Annotated in this window: 14 protein-coding genes; 2 read left to right on the forward strand and 12 right to left on the reverse strand. The window is 31.8% G+C overall.

Annotated elements, in window-relative coordinates; genetic code table 11:
* Nucleotide 1: 1 nt before the first annotated feature.
* Both NNH57_RS07760 and NNH57_RS07765 read left to right on the forward strand, forming a co-directional pair.
* Nucleotides 2-943 (forward strand): PorP/SprF family type IX secretion system membrane protein, encoded by a 942-nt coding sequence (locus NNH57_RS07760; RefSeq protein WP_108809326.1) that lies wholly within the window; start codon nucleotides 2-4, stop codon nucleotides 941-943.
* A gap of 10 nt (nucleotides 944-953) precedes the next feature.
* Nucleotides 954-2,903, forward strand: coding sequence for an OmpA family protein (locus NNH57_RS07765; protein WP_108809325.1), 1,950 nt, complete (start codon nucleotides 954-956; stop codon nucleotides 2,901-2,903).
* Between the two features lie 18 nt (nucleotides 2,904-2,921).
* Here NNH57_RS07765 and NNH57_RS07770 read toward each other — a convergent pair whose 3' ends face one another.
* The 12 genes from NNH57_RS07770 to ligA all read right to left on the reverse strand — a co-directional run bounded on the left by NNH57_RS07770 (nucleotide 2,922) and on the right by ligA (nucleotide 15,613).
* Nucleotides 2,922-3,416, reverse strand: coding sequence for a CAP domain-containing protein (locus NNH57_RS07770; RefSeq protein ID WP_074409376.1), 495 nt, complete (start codon nucleotides 3,414-3,416; stop codon nucleotides 2,922-2,924).
* Between the two features lie 223 nt (nucleotides 3,417-3,639).
* A complete protein-coding gene (gene recN / locus NNH57_RS07775) occupies nucleotides 3,640-5,304 on the reverse strand; it encodes a DNA repair protein RecN (protein ID WP_074409377.1) in 1,665 nt (554 codons plus the stop codon).
* Between the two features lie 72 nt (nucleotides 5,305-5,376).
* A complete protein-coding gene (gene porD / locus NNH57_RS07780; protein ID WP_074409378.1) occupies nucleotides 5,377-6,261 on the reverse strand; it encodes a type IX secretion system protein PorD in 885 nt (294 codons plus the stop codon).
* On the reverse strand, nucleotides 6,254-7,465 hold the full coding sequence (gene coaBC, locus NNH57_RS07785; protein WP_074409379.1) for a bifunctional phosphopantothenoylcysteine decarboxylase/phosphopantothenate--cysteine ligase CoaBC: 1,212 nt from the start codon (nucleotides 7,463-7,465) through the stop codon (nucleotides 6,254-6,256). The genes porD and coaBC overlap by 8 nt, the downstream gene beginning before the upstream one ends.
* Before the next feature lie 4 nt (nucleotides 7,466-7,469).
* On the reverse strand, nucleotides 7,470-7,802 hold the full coding sequence (locus tag NNH57_RS07790; protein ID WP_074409380.1) for a DNA-directed RNA polymerase subunit omega: 333 nt from the start codon (nucleotides 7,800-7,802) through the stop codon (nucleotides 7,470-7,472).
* Nucleotides 7,803-7,817: 15 nt separating this feature from the next.
* Nucleotides 7,818-8,612 (reverse strand): outer membrane protein assembly factor BamD, encoded by a 795-nt coding sequence (locus NNH57_RS07795; RefSeq protein WP_074409381.1) that lies wholly within the window; start codon nucleotides 8,610-8,612, stop codon nucleotides 7,818-7,820.
* A 230-nt stretch (nucleotides 8,613-8,842) separates the two neighbouring features.
* Nucleotides 8,843-9,769: an ion channel gene (locus NNH57_RS07800; protein ID WP_025663992.1), complete on the reverse strand. Its 927-nt coding sequence runs from the start codon at nucleotides 9,767-9,769 to the stop codon at nucleotides 8,843-8,845.
* 20 nt (nucleotides 9,770-9,789) lie between these two features.
* Entirely contained in the window at nucleotides 9,790-10,662 is an 873-nt protein-coding gene (gene dapA, locus NNH57_RS07805; protein ID WP_108809324.1) for a 4-hydroxy-tetrahydrodipicolinate synthase, read from the reverse strand.
* 1 nt (nucleotide 10,663) lies between these two features.
* The gene (locus NNH57_RS07810; RefSeq protein ID WP_231389225.1) at nucleotides 10,664-11,188 is read right to left on the reverse strand and encodes a DUF6913 domain-containing protein; all 525 of its coding nucleotides are present in this window, start codon (nucleotides 11,186-11,188) and stop codon (nucleotides 10,664-10,666) included.
* Between the two features lie 917 nt (nucleotides 11,189-12,105).
* Nucleotides 12,106-12,801 carry a lysoplasmalogenase family protein gene (locus tag NNH57_RS07815; RefSeq protein WP_108809323.1) on the reverse strand — a complete coding sequence of 232 codons (696 nt, stop codon included), beginning with the start codon at nucleotides 12,799-12,801 and terminating at the stop codon, nucleotides 12,106-12,108.
* 134 nt (nucleotides 12,802-12,935) lie between these two features.
* Complete coding sequence (locus tag NNH57_RS07820; RefSeq protein WP_108809322.1) at nucleotides 12,936-13,622, reverse strand: lysoplasmalogenase family protein; 687 nt, start codon at nucleotides 13,620-13,622, stop codon at nucleotides 12,936-12,938.
* Nucleotides 13,619-15,613 (reverse strand): NAD-dependent DNA ligase LigA, encoded by a 1,995-nt coding sequence (gene ligA, locus NNH57_RS07825; RefSeq protein ID WP_074409386.1) that lies wholly within the window; start codon nucleotides 15,611-15,613, stop codon nucleotides 13,619-13,621. The genes NNH57_RS07820 and ligA overlap by 4 nt, the downstream gene beginning before the upstream one ends.
* Nucleotides 15,614-15,637: the final 24 nt, after the last annotated feature.

The following is a 15,637-nucleotide window of genomic DNA, read 5'->3' on the forward strand; positions in this document are numbered from 1 at the left end:
AATGGGCATTACAAAAAACAAAATAACAGTACTACTAATACTTTACATTAACATTATTGGATATGCGCAACAATTGCCGCAGTTCACGCAATATATGTTTAATACCATATCTATAAACCCAGCCTATGCAGGTAGCAGAGAAGCATTAAGTATTGTAGGCTTACACAGAAGTCAATGGACAGGAATACAAGGCGGTCCTCAAACTCAGACATTATCTGCTCATTCTCCATTACGAAACGAAAAAGTAGGAGTTGGATTATCTGTAATACGAGATACCCCTGGTTTTGAAAACTACTTATATATTTATGGTGATTTCTCGTATTCTATTAATATTACAGATAATTCGAAATTAGCTTTTGGGTTTAAAGCCGGAGTTAGTAATTACAATCTAGATCGGGATTTTTTAAATGATCCCGAAGTATCGCAAGATCCTTTCTTTGGAAATTACGCTAACCGTTGGAATCCCAATATTGGTGCCGGGCTATATCTGCACTCGGACAGATGGTATCTTGGGTTATCATCACCAAGAATATTAAATACCGATAATAATAGTACCGCTGAAACATCCACGGTAGAATATGTAGCCCTAGAACGCGTTAGTTATTATCTTACAGGAGGATATGTGTTTGACATAGGTACAAACACAAAATTAAAACCATCAGCTCTTCTTAAAGCAACTAATGGCGCGCCAATTTCTGTTGATCTAAATGCCAATTTTCTATTCTATGAAAAATTTTGGCTCGGAGGCTCGTATAGGTATAATGAGCATACTGCTTCAATAGGAGCCTTAGCAGATTTTCAAGTAACAAAACAAATTAGAGTTGGCTATGCCTATGAACATTTTATTTCAGACATACGCCCTTATATTGGTGGCACTCATGAAATTTTACTGATGTACGAATTATTTAATGAAAAGCGTGTCAGGTCTCCCAGGTACTTTTAATAGCATACGTATGAAAAATAGAATATTTCTAATTTTAGCACTCCTGTTTAGCACCTTTATTCATGCGCAAAAAATAAAGGTAGCAGATAAATATTTTAGAGATTTCGCATACTTAAAAGCTATTGAATTATACAAAGAAGCATTAAAAAGAGAAGATAGCAGCGAACATGTTCTATCTAGAATAGGAGATTGCTATTATAACAATTCTAACTCAGAACAAGCTTATTTTTGGTATAACAAAGCAGTTAACAAATACAAAAAAATACATCCTCAATACATCTATAAATACATACAGACCTTACGAAGTTTAGGCAAATATGATGAAGCTAATAAATGGCTTAAAAAATTTAAAGCACTTCAACAAAATGGCAAACACACCAAAGATTTTGAAAGCATAAGTCTTGAAAAATTTCAAGAATTATCTACTCCAAAAGATATTCATGTTCGCGTAATAAACCTAAACTCTAATAGCAAATACTCTGATTTTGGTGGGTTTGAACAAAATGGAAATTTATATTTTTCATCCTCTAGAGCAGATAATAATGCCAAAGGCAAAAAGAAAATTTATAAATGGAATGGAGAACCTTATTTAAACATTTATCAATCTACAATTGATCGAATTGATTCAACCATTGTAGTAAACAACATTGCTCCTATTTCTTCAGACGCAGTAAATTTAAAGAATGAACACGAAGGCACATTAACAATCACTAATGATGGTAAAACACTCTTTTTTACCAGAAACAACATTAATAAAAGAAAAAGAACATCTTATGATAAAGAAGGTAATTCTAATCTAAAATTATATAGAGCCAAGCTTAAAGGCAATCAATGGACAGCTATTGAAGAATTACCATTTAATGACAAAACTTTTTCTACAGGACATCCAGCGTTAAGTCCTGATGAAAAGACCTTGTATTTTGTGTCAGACAGAGAAGGAGGATATGGACAATCAGATATATACAAAGTAGCTATAAACGATGATGGTTCTTTTGGAGCTGTAAAAAATTTAGGAGATAAAATCAATACCGAAGGCCGGGAAGTTTTTCCTTTTGTAGCAAAAGACTCTACATTATATTTTTCATCAGACAGCCATATAAATCTTGGTTTTTTAGACATTTACAAATCTAATATACTTAAAAAAAGAGCCGATGAAGAGGTCGAAATTAAAAACCTGGGAGCCCCATACAATAGTGGTTATGATGATTTTGCTTTCTTTTTAAATACAGATAGTGATTCTGGGTATTTTTCTTCTAACAGAATTGGAGGTAAGGGTAGCGATGACATCTATATATTTGACAAATATGAATGTAAGCAAGTTTTAACCGGGGTAACATACGACAAACTCACCTTAAAACCACTTGCAGAAGTTACCGTTAAAATCATTGATGAAACAGGTAAAATTATTAACACTACCCTATCTGATAATAACGGCAACTACATTTTTGAAGAGATATCATGCGGAAAAACATATTCTATTCTTGCTACCAAAGCAAATTACAGACCAGATTCTAAACAATTTTCTACAACTACAACTAATAGAAGTAAGATCAAATTAGATCTATACCTAACTCCCCTAATCATAAAAAAAGAAATTGTAGTAAATCCTATTTTCTTTGATTTTGACAAATATGATATTCGTGCAGACGCAGCATATGAATTAGAAAATATTGTTAATGTGATGCGAGAAAACCCAAAAATGATTATAAAAATTGAATCTCATACAGATAACCGTGGTAGTGCCAAGTATAATATGAAACTTTCTCACAAACGAGCTAATGCTACTAGAGATTATATTTTATCAAGAGGGATTGCCGAAGATAGAATCCTAAGTGCTATAGGCTATGGTGAATCACAATTATTAAACAAGTGTGGTATAGATAACAAACCTCCTTGTACAGAAAAAGATCATGATGAAAACAGACGTTCTGCTTTTTTGATACTCAATGACTATGAATAATTGAAGTCATTAAGAAGGTTATCTTTTAATAAAAATATTAGTACAGTACATCACACCATCTTCATTTTGTTCTATAGAAATATCAAAATCCGTAAAATCACCTTCTATAGTAGTTCTATGACTATCACTTTTTATCCATGCATTAACAATAGATTCTGCCGAAGAATAGCCGTATCCAACGTTTTCGGCTACTTTACTTGCTCCTGCATTCGCAACAAGATATGATTTACGCTCATAAAAATAATCGTGAGATATATTATTTTGCTTAATCATGTAATCGGTATGACTATAGGCTTGTGATTTTATAATATCTAGAGATTTAAGAGTATTTAAATTCTTAGAAACCCTATAGCTATTTATAAGATCTAAAATTTCAATTTCTATTGATTTTACTTCAGGAACAGTAAATTCCTTGTTAGAAGAGTCTAAATTATCTTCAACATTTTCTGCAGAACAGGAATATAACAACATTGCCATACAAGCAATATAGATTACTTTAATAGGTGATTTCATAATTTGGGGGCGTAGGTTTGGGGCTACTTGCACAAACTACAAAATAAAAGAAAACAAACTAGGTCAAAAATGTTAAAATCGACGAAAAACACCCTTTAAACGAGTTATATTGCAAATAATCGATAAAATACACATTTTTAGTACTTTAACACTTGTTTTCAATCATTAAATCAAAGAAAGCAAAAATCTACTTATTTATGATAGACTTACAACTTTGCTCTACTTAATTTGAGGCTGAATTTAATAATGATTTTGCATGGGTTAATGCCGAATCAGAAATGTTTTTGCCACCAATCATTTCGGCAATTTCTTTAATTCGTTCTTCCTCGCTTAGCAATTTAAGCTGAGTAATAGTAGTATTTTGTATATCTTCTTTATATACTTTATAATGGTTTTGACCATTAGCAGCGATCTGTGGCAAGTGTGTAATACTAAAAACTTGTAGGTTCTTACTCATATTCATCATTAAATCTGCCATTTTATGAGCAACTTCACCCGATACACCTGTATCTATTTCATCAAAAATAATTGTAGGTAGCTGTGTGTATCTAGACAAAATAGATTTAATCGCAATCATAATTCTTGATAACTCTCCTCCTGAAGCCACTTTTTTAAGTTGCCCAAAAGCTCCTCCTTTATTGGCAGAGAACAGAAATGTTAGCACTTCTTTTCCGTTAGACAAATACTTTTCCTGTAGTTCTAAAGAGGCTTGAAATGCTGCATTTGGCATTCCCAGTGCTTTAAGAATATCTTCTAACTCCTTTATAAGTAAAGGAAGTGCCTTATTTCGTTTCTTATGAATCTTTTCTGCAACTTTATCTAATTGAGACTGAATAGTAACTATTTCTTTTTTAAGTCTCTCTATATCTTCTGACAGCGATTCTGTTTTAGAAACTTTTTCTCGTAATGTATCCGTTATTACGATCAATTCTTTTATATCTGATACCGCATGTTTTACTTGTAGATTGTGTAATAATTGCAAACGCTGGCTAACTTGCTCTAATCGCTCAGGGTCTGCTTCCAGTTTTTCTAATTCATCAAGTAAAGAGCTACTTATATCATCTAACTCTATATATACACTCTGAATTCTTTGAGAAAGTTCTTGCAAAGGTCCAGAATACGATTCTATTTTAGAGATATTATTTTTGATTGTATTTAATTGATCAGATACCCCAACTTCTTCTGAAGACATTACAGCAACAGATCCTGATAATCGTTCCTGAATTTCTTCTATATTATTAAGTTGATCGTATTGTTCTTCTAATTCTTGTAGTTCACCTGGCTTAAGCTTTGCTTCTTCTAATTCATTTAAAAGAAAAGCATTGTAATCATATTCTTTTGTAAAATTTTCTTGATCAGCTATAAGAGCACCTACTTCTTTTTCTTTTTGTTTTAAAAGCTCTAAACCTCTTTTGTAAGATTTTATTTCACGATCTGCATCAGCCAATGCATCTAATACCTCAAACTGAAAATCATTTGTAGTTACCTCTAATGTTTGATGTTGACTATGGATATCTATTAATCTACTTCCTAGAGACACCAATGATTGTAAAGTGACAGGCGTATCATTTATAAAAGCTCTGGATTTTCCCGATGGCAAAATCTCTCGTCTAATTATAGTTTGATCTTCATAATCAAGCGCTTCTTCTTCAAAAAAAGAAGTAAGCCCATATTTTTTCACATCAAAAACTCCCTCTATTACACATTTTTGAGTATTATCTTTAACACTACTTAGATCTGCTCTTTTTCCTAATAACAATCCCAAAGCACCAAGCAATAAAGATTTACCCGCTCCAGTTTCTCCTGTAATCGTTATTAAACCAGAATCAAAAGCTACTTGTAGCTCTTCTATTAAGGCGAAGTTTTTTATAGAAAGACCTCTTAGCAAAGGATAGAAAAATTTTTGTTGTTTTTAAAAAAGTAAAGATACCATTTACAATAATTAAAAATAAAGCATTTTTTAAAACTTTATAGTTTTCCAGTTTTCTGAATATGTAGGTCCTACTTTATTAAGTATTTCAACGGTTTCTGCAATATTAACTGAAGGTCCTCCAGAAAGAACACTTGAAATCTCATCTGCTTTGGCATCAAAAAACACTCTCATTATATAAGAATTAGGTCTGGTATTATGCATTTCCTCAAGCGACTTCATAGATTCAGTAATTGTTTCTTTCCCTTGTTTCACATTATTATACATAACATCTAACCCCTCTCTATGATAGGCATACATCGTTTTTCTATACCCTTCATATGTTCCCGAAAGAAGATCATCATTAAGTCTAAATCTATTAGGGTTTTGTTCTCTGGCCCAACCAAGTGTATTACTCCCTTGAGCATTACTAACAATATTTTTAGCTTCCTGATAATAGCTGGTTCCACTATTTAGCTCAAAAGTATCTGCATCTATACCTAAAATGGTATACAAATAAAATGCAACTACAGAGATTAAATTTGACTCAAAGCTATTTGGATTATAATTTAAAGGTTGAAATTCTAAGTAGTTAAAATTAAACTGCTTATCATTTATATTAAAGATTGTAGTATTATAACTAGATCCGTATACCGGACGGGATGCCTGCACTTGTACAGTAGCCGAAAAAAAGTCATTATCGTAACTGCTTATAGTAATAAAAAAACTACAATTGATTCTTTCTTCTGTTCGATAATCTATAGAAGTCCACTTCGAATTATTAATAAATTCGGTTAATGCACGCTCTAAGGTTTTAAAGACTTGTAAATTAGGATTACCCGTTTGCTCTGCATTAACAACCACAGTAGCATTAAACTCCTGAGCATTAACCCCTAAGCTAACTACAAATACGATAACAAGTAACAACCTATTCATTGTTCAATGTATTAATTTCATTAAATATATCTTGTGCAACTTCTGACTTTGTCTTTAAGTCAAACGCTTTAATCTCCAATTTATGATTAATCAATGTTACTTTATTCGTTTGCCCTTTAAAACCAGCTCCTTTATCATTAAGAGAGTTAAGAACAATTAAATCTAAGTTCTTATTCTTTAATTTATTCTTCGCATTCTCCTCTTCATTTTCTGTTTCTAAAGCGAACCCAACGAGAAATTGGCTTTTCTTCTCTGCTCCCATCCATTTAAGGATATCGGTTGTTCGCTCTAATTTAATAGAAAATTCTGTATCTGCCTTTTTTATTTTTTGATCTGATATTGCCTTTGGTCTATAATCTGCAACTGCTGCAGATGCAATTGCAATATCACAATCATTATACACAGAAACTACAGCTTCATACATATCTTTGGCACTAACTACATTAATCACACGAATAAGACCATGGTTAATTTTAAGAGCAGAAGGTCCTAAAACAAGAGTTACTTGTGCTCCTAAATTAGCAGCGGTTTTAGCAAGTTCAATCCCCATTCTGCCACTAGAGTGATTACCTATAAATCTTACCGGATCAATTGCTTCATATGTAGGGCCTGCCGTGATCAGAACCTGCTTATCTTTTAAAGGAAGTTTATCTAAAATATCTTTTTCTACAAATTCAATAATAGTAGAAGGTTCTGCCATACGTCCCTGACCGATCAAACCACTTGCCAATTCTCCTGATTCTGCAGGGATCATGGTATTACCAAACTCTTGTAATTTTTTAAATGTTTGATGCGTAGAAGGATGATTATACATATCCAAATCCATCGCTGGAGCAAAATAAACAGGGCATTTTGCAGATAGATAGGTTGCCAACAGCAAGTTATCACTATTACCTGTTGCCATTTTGGATAATGTATTAGCAGTAGCTGGTGCTATGATCATAAAATCTGCCCATAATCCCAAATCTACATGATTATTCCAAATTGCATTTTCATCTTCATCATCGAAAAAAGAGAAATGAACTGGATTTTTTGATAGTGTAGACAATGTAAGCGGGGTTACAAAATCCTTAGCAGCAGGGGTCATTATTACTTTTACCTCTGCTCCTGATTTAATAAATAAGCGCACTAAGCTTGCTGTCTTATAAGCAGCAATACCAGCGGTGACACCAATTAAAATCTTTTTACCGCTTATTATAGACATAAATTTATAGAGACCCTGAGTCTACTTTTGTATTTCTGTGATAAATCTTACCTTCTAACCATTCTTGTACTGCCAAAGCATGTGGTTTTGGTAATCTTTCATAGAATTTAGAAACTTCTATTTGTTCTTTATTTTCAAAAATCTCTTCTAAACTATCATTATAAGTAGCAAACTCATCTAATTTTTCAAGAAGCTCTTTCTTGATATCGGTATTGATTTGAGTTGCTCTTTTTGATATTATCGAAATTGCCTCATAGATATTATCTGTTGGCTGATCGATACGATTTTTATCAATAGTAGTTGTATTTACCGGCGCATTACTTTTTTTCAAATCCATCTTCTACTTTATTTTCTATTTATATTCTTCTAATCTTGTCTTTATATCTTCTCCTAATTCTTCTGCTTTTTCTAGATACTCTCCTTCTGTTTTATAATATTTTTTATAACTATTATAATACCCTTGGGCAATTTCTAAACGCTCTCTTACCAAACTTTCATAACTACCTATTGCTAAAAGATATTCTGATTCTAATTTGTAATATAATACTTTTTCTCTATAAGGAGATCCTGGATGATCTATGAGGAAATTATCAAAAGCGGAAATAGCAACTTTATAATTCTCTCTATGATGATATTGTTTAGCTACTTCATAAGTCTTTCTTTCTTTCTTTTCTCTAAGTTCTGCAACTAACTTATTTGCTTCTTTTAGATTCTCACTTTCTGGATATGAATTAATATATGCCTGAAGTTTTTCGAGTGCTTTATCTGTATCTTCCTGATCCAGACTATATCTTGGAGACAAATCATAATAGCTTTTAGCTCCTTTATAAAATGCTTCTTCTCTTTTTTGACTCTTTGGGTAAGATTTAGCAAATCTTTCAAATTGGTATCCTGCAAGATAATAATCTTCTAACTGATAATAAGTATCTGCGTAATAGAACATTACTCTTTCTGCTTGTGGCTTTCCTCTATATTGAGGTACAATCTGTTCAAAAAGCTTTAAGGCCTTTTTGTACTTCCCTTCTTTGTACAAGTTTTCTGCAGCTTTATATTTAGCAGCTAAATCTTCGCCTCTTACTACCTTTTGGTATTCACTACAAGATCCTAAAAATAACACGCAAACAAGTAAATACAATAATCTCTTCATATCTTAAAAAAACATCTGGCAAAAGTATATATTTCTGCCGTATTACAAAAACTTTAATTCATCTATTCACCTGCTACTCTCTATTGTTTCTAGAATTAAGCTGGTAGAATTGGCTAATAAACATTTCTGTCTATATCATTTTATTGATTTTAGCTCATTTCAATAACTATATAATTAATGGTATGTTGCAGGATTAATAGTATTTAACACTATAAAATAGTTTTACAAAATTAAGTAGAACTATGCGGTAAGGTCTTATCCAGATTATCATGATCCAGAATTGTATAGCCTTCTTCATCATAATAAAATGCTGGAATAAAACTTTGATCTTGTTTTAAATTCTTCAATACATAAGAATGAACCTGATGAACTTCCTGCGCAAAAGATTCATCATAATAACTAGCTAATATTAAAATTTCTCCGTTTAATTTTTGCAACTGCTCTTTACTAAATTCTTTTAACGGGCTCAATTCATCAATAGGATGCACAATAGTCCAGGTTGTAGGCAAGTATGTAATCGAATTTCTTTCCAGCTTTAGGCTGTAAAAATTATTGATGTATTTTTTGCCTTTACTTTCCTGAGACAAAGAGAGTGTAGCTTCAATTTTAGGCCGAATCATTACATTAGCACTTCTACTCATTAACCTAAACATAATACAATCTACTCCATTATGTTTTCTAAATACCATACTGCTACTAAACCTAATATTTGCTCTTGGCCTAGAAAACCTACCATATAACAACCCTGTGATAAATGAAAAACTTAACAACCCTATAAGAGCTTCAAAAGAAGAAATAATACCAAAAACAAGCCCTTTTGGTGCCATCGCTCCATATCCTACAGTTGTAATAGTTTGAGCCGAAAAAAAGAAGGCATTAAGAAAATCTTTTAAAACGCTCCCTGTAGATTCTGTAATATTTGATATCCCTAAAAACGTATAGATCATAGCAAATAACGCATTGATCAAAGTATACCCCAATACGACCCATAGGAAAAATTTGGTCCAACTAATACTAATCAGGTAGTTATAGCTCTCTGACAAAGAGCTTGGTCTATTGATATGTTTTATATTAAAAGAGCCATCTGGATTGATAAATCGTTTAGCGTATTTATTAGAGGACTTACCTATACCAGGATCTTTTATTTTTTTAGCCATCACTTCATTTTTGAAAATGATTAATCTTCAACAAACTCTTCTATTTTTTTTGCTAAACCTTCTGAAACGGGTATTAGTGGTAAACGAAGATTGTCTTCGCACACCCCTTTTACTTTCAGGATATTTTTTATTCCGGCAGGATTTCCTTCTTCAAAGGCATAATCTATTGCTGGTAATAATGTATATAGTTTTTCAAATGCTTTTTTTGTTTCTCCTGATAACCCTAATCGTATCATTTCTGAAAATGATGCCGGAAACCCTTGACCAACTACACTTATCACTCCGTCTCCGCCTGCTACCACAGCCGGCAATGCTAATGCATCATCGCCAGAAATCACAAGGAAATCAGAAGGTCTATTTTTGATAATTTGTAAAACCTGAGTAAAGTCTCCCACTGCTTCTTTAATTCCGATTATTTTATCTAATTGAGCAAGGCGTAAAGTTGTTTCTGCTGTCATATTAGTTGCTGTTCTAGATGGAACATTATACAATATAACAGGTAAAGTAGCACTATCATTTATGGCTTTATAATGTCTATAAATGCCTTCTTGACTAGGTCTATTATACATAGGAACGACAGAGAGAATAGCATCAAAATCAGATGAGTTGATTTCTTTAATCTCATCAACAACTGCCGATGTATTATTTCCTCCTACTCCAATTACCAAAGGAAGTCTTTTATTATTTACCTCTACTATATGTGCTGTTAAATTCTTCTTTTCTTCTTTAGAGAGCGTAGCTGACTCTGCAGTAGTTCCTAATACAACCAAATATTCTACGTTCCCTTCTATACAAAAATTAACTAATGATGTAACACCATCATAATCTATCGATCCATCTTTATTAAAAGGAGTAGCTAATGCTATACCTGTTCCTCTTAGAAAATCATTCATACTATATAATCTGTAAAATTTTTAAATATTTCTTAAGCTCTGATATAAAAAGATTGGTGTCATTTGTGGTTGATCCAATAATCAAATCGTTAATTCGATTATCTACTTCTGCAAAACCAACTTTAAACTTAGCTTTAGAAGCTGCTGCTACATAGTTTAGCTCTACAGAATTTTTTTCATAAAAATTGATCAAAACATCAAAATCTTTATCTACAAAATCTTGTAAAGACTTACTTTTTATTGCACCGTTTACCCCAAAACTCTTATCATTATAATAAGCCGCATCTTTATCATCTATAATTTCTTTCTGATCTTCTTTATAGCCTATCACTTTTAGTTCTTCAGATTTCACTCCTAATTCATTAGCAAGTTTCAATAATGAAACGATATTAATCGATTGAGTTGCATCAATAAGAACTGCAAGGGTTTTTAAATTAGAAATGTTTTGAGATCTGGTTTCTCTTTCTTTGAGATATGCTTCAGCACTTTTCTTTATTGCATTTCTTTTAAGACCTTTTAAAATCATTTATTAAAAAAATTAATAAGCCACAAATGTAGCCATTTTACAAATTAAAATCATCTGGTATACTTCGAGAAAAAACAAAAACTTCCCAATTAACACAACTTAGTGATTTTTGTTAAATCTATAAATATTTATCTTCTAAACGTTCCTTTTTAACAAGTTTTGTTTCCACAAAAAAAATAGTAAAAAAGTATAACCCTGCAATTTCTACAATATTAATCATTGTAGTAAATAACCTACTGTAATAATACAATTCATTTATTGCAAGAAACGCATCTACAAATAAGGTACAGCACGAAGCTATAAAAAGATAAATTGATTTCTCGTATCGATTAGCAACATAAATAAAAAAACAAACTGTAACAAATAAAAGAAGACTTACTATGATCAATATTACTGATTCTATAGAATTTATAATTTTGGGCAAAACCAATCTGGTAATAGAAAAAATAAGATACCCTATCAAAAACACACTAACTATAACCTGAAGAGATATTAATTTATTTAGTTTTATTTCCTGTATCGATATGAAATTCTTTAACAAAAGCAAACACAAAGTATAGAATAAAGCAATTAGTATTGCAATAATTGAAAAATACTTCGCAAAGTCTAAATACACAAAAACATCGGTTGCTGCAATTACAAGCATACTTAAAGGAAATAGAAGACTGGTTTTTTTCACAAACCTTTGATACAAAACTATTAATGATAAAGAAACAATTGGTTTAACATATACCAACACCCATTTATCAAAAAAGATAGCTACACATATAACGATCAAAAAAGCAAAATAGGTTAATAGATATGTAATATTTATTGTTTTCAAGGAATTTTTTAGAAGATTACAAGATTCATATAAAGTAATTAATTTAGATAATATGTATTTCTGTGTTCAACAGTTAGCGTTTCGTTATTTAAAATCAAAACCCTTCGAACTCTTCAGATTTAAGAACTAACGATTTAGTTATCATATAGTTTACCAAAAAAAGAAGAGCAATCGGGCTGCATATTAGCATAAGAACATTAAGCTCTTTAGATCGTAGATAAAATCTATCGATTAAAAACATAAAGTCACTAAATGCAAAATTTAACATAGATAAAAAAAACCATAAAGATTTTTCTGATCGTATGTTTATATAATGCATTGCTCCTACAATTAGTAAAACATAAATTAGTAACAAATAAAGAAACCCCAATACTCGCATTTCTTCCATAGGGTCTTTAAGCTCCAGGTAAGCCATAAAAAATATAATGGTAAACAAAGAACTGCCTAATACCAATGTAAAAACATCTCTGCTATTATATACGAATGACTTATGATTATAATACAAGAAATAAAATAACAGGATATAGACCACAATATGCGCCTCTATCTGAAATTTCACAACATCATCAATAGCATAAAATACACCTAACTCTTTTATAAAAAAAATCAAAAGAACAATAACTTTAAACGTTCTTATTCGTTTAGAATTTACAAAATAAAGTGTGGCTATCAATACAACAAGAATCAAACTAGTGTATGTGTTTAAAAAATCATTTTGAAACACACATCCTAATACTTGTATAATAATTAAAAAAGAAATTAAAAGCTTTAGTAGTTTTCCTCCATTCATTAATTTTAATTTGCATCCCGAAAAAAATCAATATAATTCTCTATAGGACACTTTGTTACACAATCATAAAATTTTCCCCTTACACAAGATACTAAATTTTGAGACAACTCAAAACAGTCATAGAAAATGCTCTATTACAATTTATTTAATTTTAAAGAAGTCGAACTAGATATCTTAAACTGTACAAGAAAAAAAACAGCCAATAATTGGTAAATAGAATTAATAATTTCAAATTCAATTGAAGACACATAAAACTTGTTTAATGCAAAACAAGCATCACTAATCACAAAATTTAACACCGCAATCAAAAACCATAACGACTTGGTTGACCTAACATTTACGTAATGAAAAACGGCTCCTATAAACAACACATATAAAATTAGTAAATATACTAACCCATAGTGCTTAATATCCCCCATCCCTACATGTATTGCATCATAAATTTCATAAACAATAAGAGACCATACCACAAAGAAAATTGACACATAAGCGATATCTGTACCATCATAATCTATAGGTTTATGATTCTTATATAAGAAATAGAACAACAACAAATAACAAACACCATAACTTAACAATACATATATAAAACTATGCTGAAAATCTGTAAGCAGAAATATATCTCCCAGAAAACAAAGTAATAAAACCAGTAAAAACGGAATACTTATACGCTTTGTATTAAACCAATACAACATAAAAAACAAAGGCACAGTGGTTGGCTTTATATACAACTCTAAGTCGGGCCAGTTCATAGCAGTACTCAATACACAAAGCCCCCCCGTAATGAGCAATAACACCTTAATAAGAGTTCTTATTTTCATGCTATTTTACTAAGAAATTCGTCTTCACTAATAATAGGAATTTCTAGTGCTTTTGCTTTTTCTAACTTACTGGGTCCCATATTAGCACCTGCAACAATAAAAGAAGTTTTAGAAGAAATAGAACTAGATATTTTACCTCCATTATCTTCTATCATTTTTTTAAGTTCATTACGTGAAACTTTTTCAAAAACCCCTGACACCACAAATGTTTGTCCTTGTAGAGTATCTGTTTGATTTGCTAGTTTTTCTGCAGAAATTTCTAACTGAACTCCGTATTGTTTTAACCTGTTAATTAAATTTTTATTTTCCTCTGAAGCAAAAAACTCTACAACACTTTGAGCTATCTTTATTCCTATCTCATCTACATTTACCAGTTCTTCTTCTGAAGCTTCGATAATAGCATCAATAAACTTATAATGTTTTGCGAGTTTCTTTGCTACGGTTTCTCCCACATATCGAATTCCCAATGCAAATAAAACACGTTCAAAAGGGATTTCTTTAGATTTTTCTATTCCGGCAATAAGGTTTTCTGCACTTTTTTCTGCCATCCTTTCTAAAGGAACAACTTGCTCTTTTTTTAATTCATAAAGGTCTGCATAGTTTACAATCAGGTTTTCATTAACCAACAGTGCTACGGTCTCTCCTCCCAGCCCATCGATATCCATCGCTTTACGAGAAATATAATGCTGTATACGTCCAATTATCTGAGGCGGACACCCTTGGTAATTAGGGCAATAATGCTGAGCCTCTCCTTCTTTACGTATAAGATCGGTATGACATTCTGGGCACTGTGTTATATATACTGTTGGTTGCGAATTGTTGTCTCTTTTTTGAAAATCGACTGCTATTATTTTTGGAATAATCTCCCCTCCTTTTTCAACAAAAACCGTATCTCCAACACGTATATCCAATTTCTCAATCTGGTCGGCATTATGCAAAGAAGCTCTTTTTACTGTAGTTCCTGCAAGCAATACGGGTTCGAGGTTAGCTACCGGCGTAATTGCCCCCGTTCTACCTACCTGATATGTAATTTCATGAAGGGTTGTAAAAACCTGCTCGGCTTTAAATTTATAAGCCATAGCCCATCGAGGAGCTTTGGCTGTAAACCCCAGTTCTTCTTGTTGCTGAAGATCATTTACCTTAATCACCACTCCATCTGTTTCATATGGTAAATTATGACGATGCTCATCCCAGTATGTTACAAAATCTAATACCTCATCGATCGAATGTACCAATTTGGATTCTACAGGAACCTTAAATCCCCATTCTCTAGCCTTTTCTAAACTTTCAAATTGAGTTACAATTCCTAACCTATTCCCTATAATACTATATAACAAACAATCTAGTGGTCGCTTAGCTGTTTCGCTACTATCCTGTAATTTTAAACTACCAGAAGCTGTATTTCGAGGATTAGCATAAGGGTCTTCTCCTGCTGCTATTCGTTCTTCATTCATTTTTGCAAAACCTTCATAAGGCAAAATAATCTCTCCCCGAATATCAAATTTTGGAGGAAAACCATCTTTCAGTTTTAGGGGTACAGAGTTAATAGTTTTTACATTTGTCGTAACATTATCTCCCTGAATACCATCTCCTCTGGTTACCGCCTTTACCAACACTCCATCTTCATAAGTAAGACTTATAGATGCTCCATCATACTTAAGTTCGCAGGTATAACTAACCTCACCATCAACCAACTTTTTAATACGTTTTTCCCAATCTAATAAATCTTCCTTTGAATATGAATTATCCAGAGAATACATTCGATGCTCATGAACTACCGTTTCAAAATTCTTGGTTACTTCGCCCCCAACCCTAAGTGTTGGAGAATTAGGATCGTAATACTCTGGGTGTTTTTCTTCTAATTCCTGTAGTGTTTTGAGCTTCATATCAAACTCATAATCACTTATTACAGCAGCATCCAGTACGTAGTAGTTATAATTATGCTGCCTTAGTTCTTCCCTTAATTGATTGATGTGTTGTTCTGTATTCATTGGTACTTATATGTCTTGTTTTTT

The organism is Aquimarina spinulae (genome assembly GCF_943373825.1).
In the GTDB taxonomy this organism is placed as follows: domain Bacteria; phylum Bacteroidota; class Bacteroidia; order Flavobacteriales; family Flavobacteriaceae; genus Aquimarina; species Aquimarina spinulae.

What these genes read in the sequence shown, in the direction of transcription:
- NNH57_RS07760 (WP_108809326.1), top strand. Translation starts at nt 2, where the DNA reads ATGGGCATTACAAAAAACAAAATAACAGTACTACTAATACTTTACATT.
- NNH57_RS07765 (WP_108809325.1), top strand. Translation starts at nt 954, where the DNA reads ATGAAAAATAGAATATTTCTAATTTTAGCACTCCTGTTTAGCACCTTT.
- NNH57_RS07770 (WP_074409376.1), bottom strand. Translation starts at nt 3,416, where the DNA reads ATGAAATCACCTATTAAAGTAATCTATATTGCTTGTATGGCAATGTTG.
- porD (WP_074409378.1), bottom strand. Translation starts at nt 6,261, where the DNA reads ATGAATAGGTTGTTACTTGTTATCGTATTTGTAGTTAGCTTAGGGGTT.
- coaBC (WP_074409379.1), bottom strand. Translation starts at nt 7,465, where the DNA reads ATGTCTATAATAAGCGGTAAAAAGATTTTAATTGGTGTCACCGCTGGT.
- NNH57_RS07790 (WP_074409380.1), bottom strand. Translation starts at nt 7,802, where the DNA reads ATGGATTTGAAAAAAAGTAATGCGCCGGTAAATACAACTACTATTGAT.
- NNH57_RS07795 (WP_074409381.1), bottom strand. Translation starts at nt 8,612, where the DNA reads ATGAAGAGATTATTGTATTTACTTGTTTGCGTGTTATTTTTAGGATCT.
- NNH57_RS07800 (WP_025663992.1), bottom strand. Translation starts at nt 9,769, where the DNA reads ATGGCTAAAAAAATAAAAGATCCTGGTATAGGTAAGTCCTCTAATAAA.
- dapA (WP_108809324.1), bottom strand. Translation starts at nt 10,662, where the DNA reads ATGAATGATTTTCTAAGAGGAACAGGTATAGCATTAGCTACTCCTTTT.
- NNH57_RS07810 (WP_231389225.1), bottom strand. Translation starts at nt 11,188, where the DNA reads ATGATTTTAAAAGGTCTTAAAAGAAATGCAATAAAGAAAAGTGCTGAA.
- NNH57_RS07815 (WP_108809323.1), bottom strand. Translation starts at nt 12,801, where the DNA reads ATGAATGGAGGAAAACTACTAAAGCTTTTAATTTCTTTTTTAATTATT.
- NNH57_RS07820 (WP_108809322.1), bottom strand. Translation starts at nt 13,622, where the DNA reads ATGAAAATAAGAACTCTTATTAAGGTGTTATTGCTCATTACGGGGGGG.
- ligA (WP_074409386.1), bottom strand. Translation starts at nt 15,613, where the DNA reads ATGAATACAGAACAACACATCAATCAATTAAGGGAAGAACTAAGGCAG.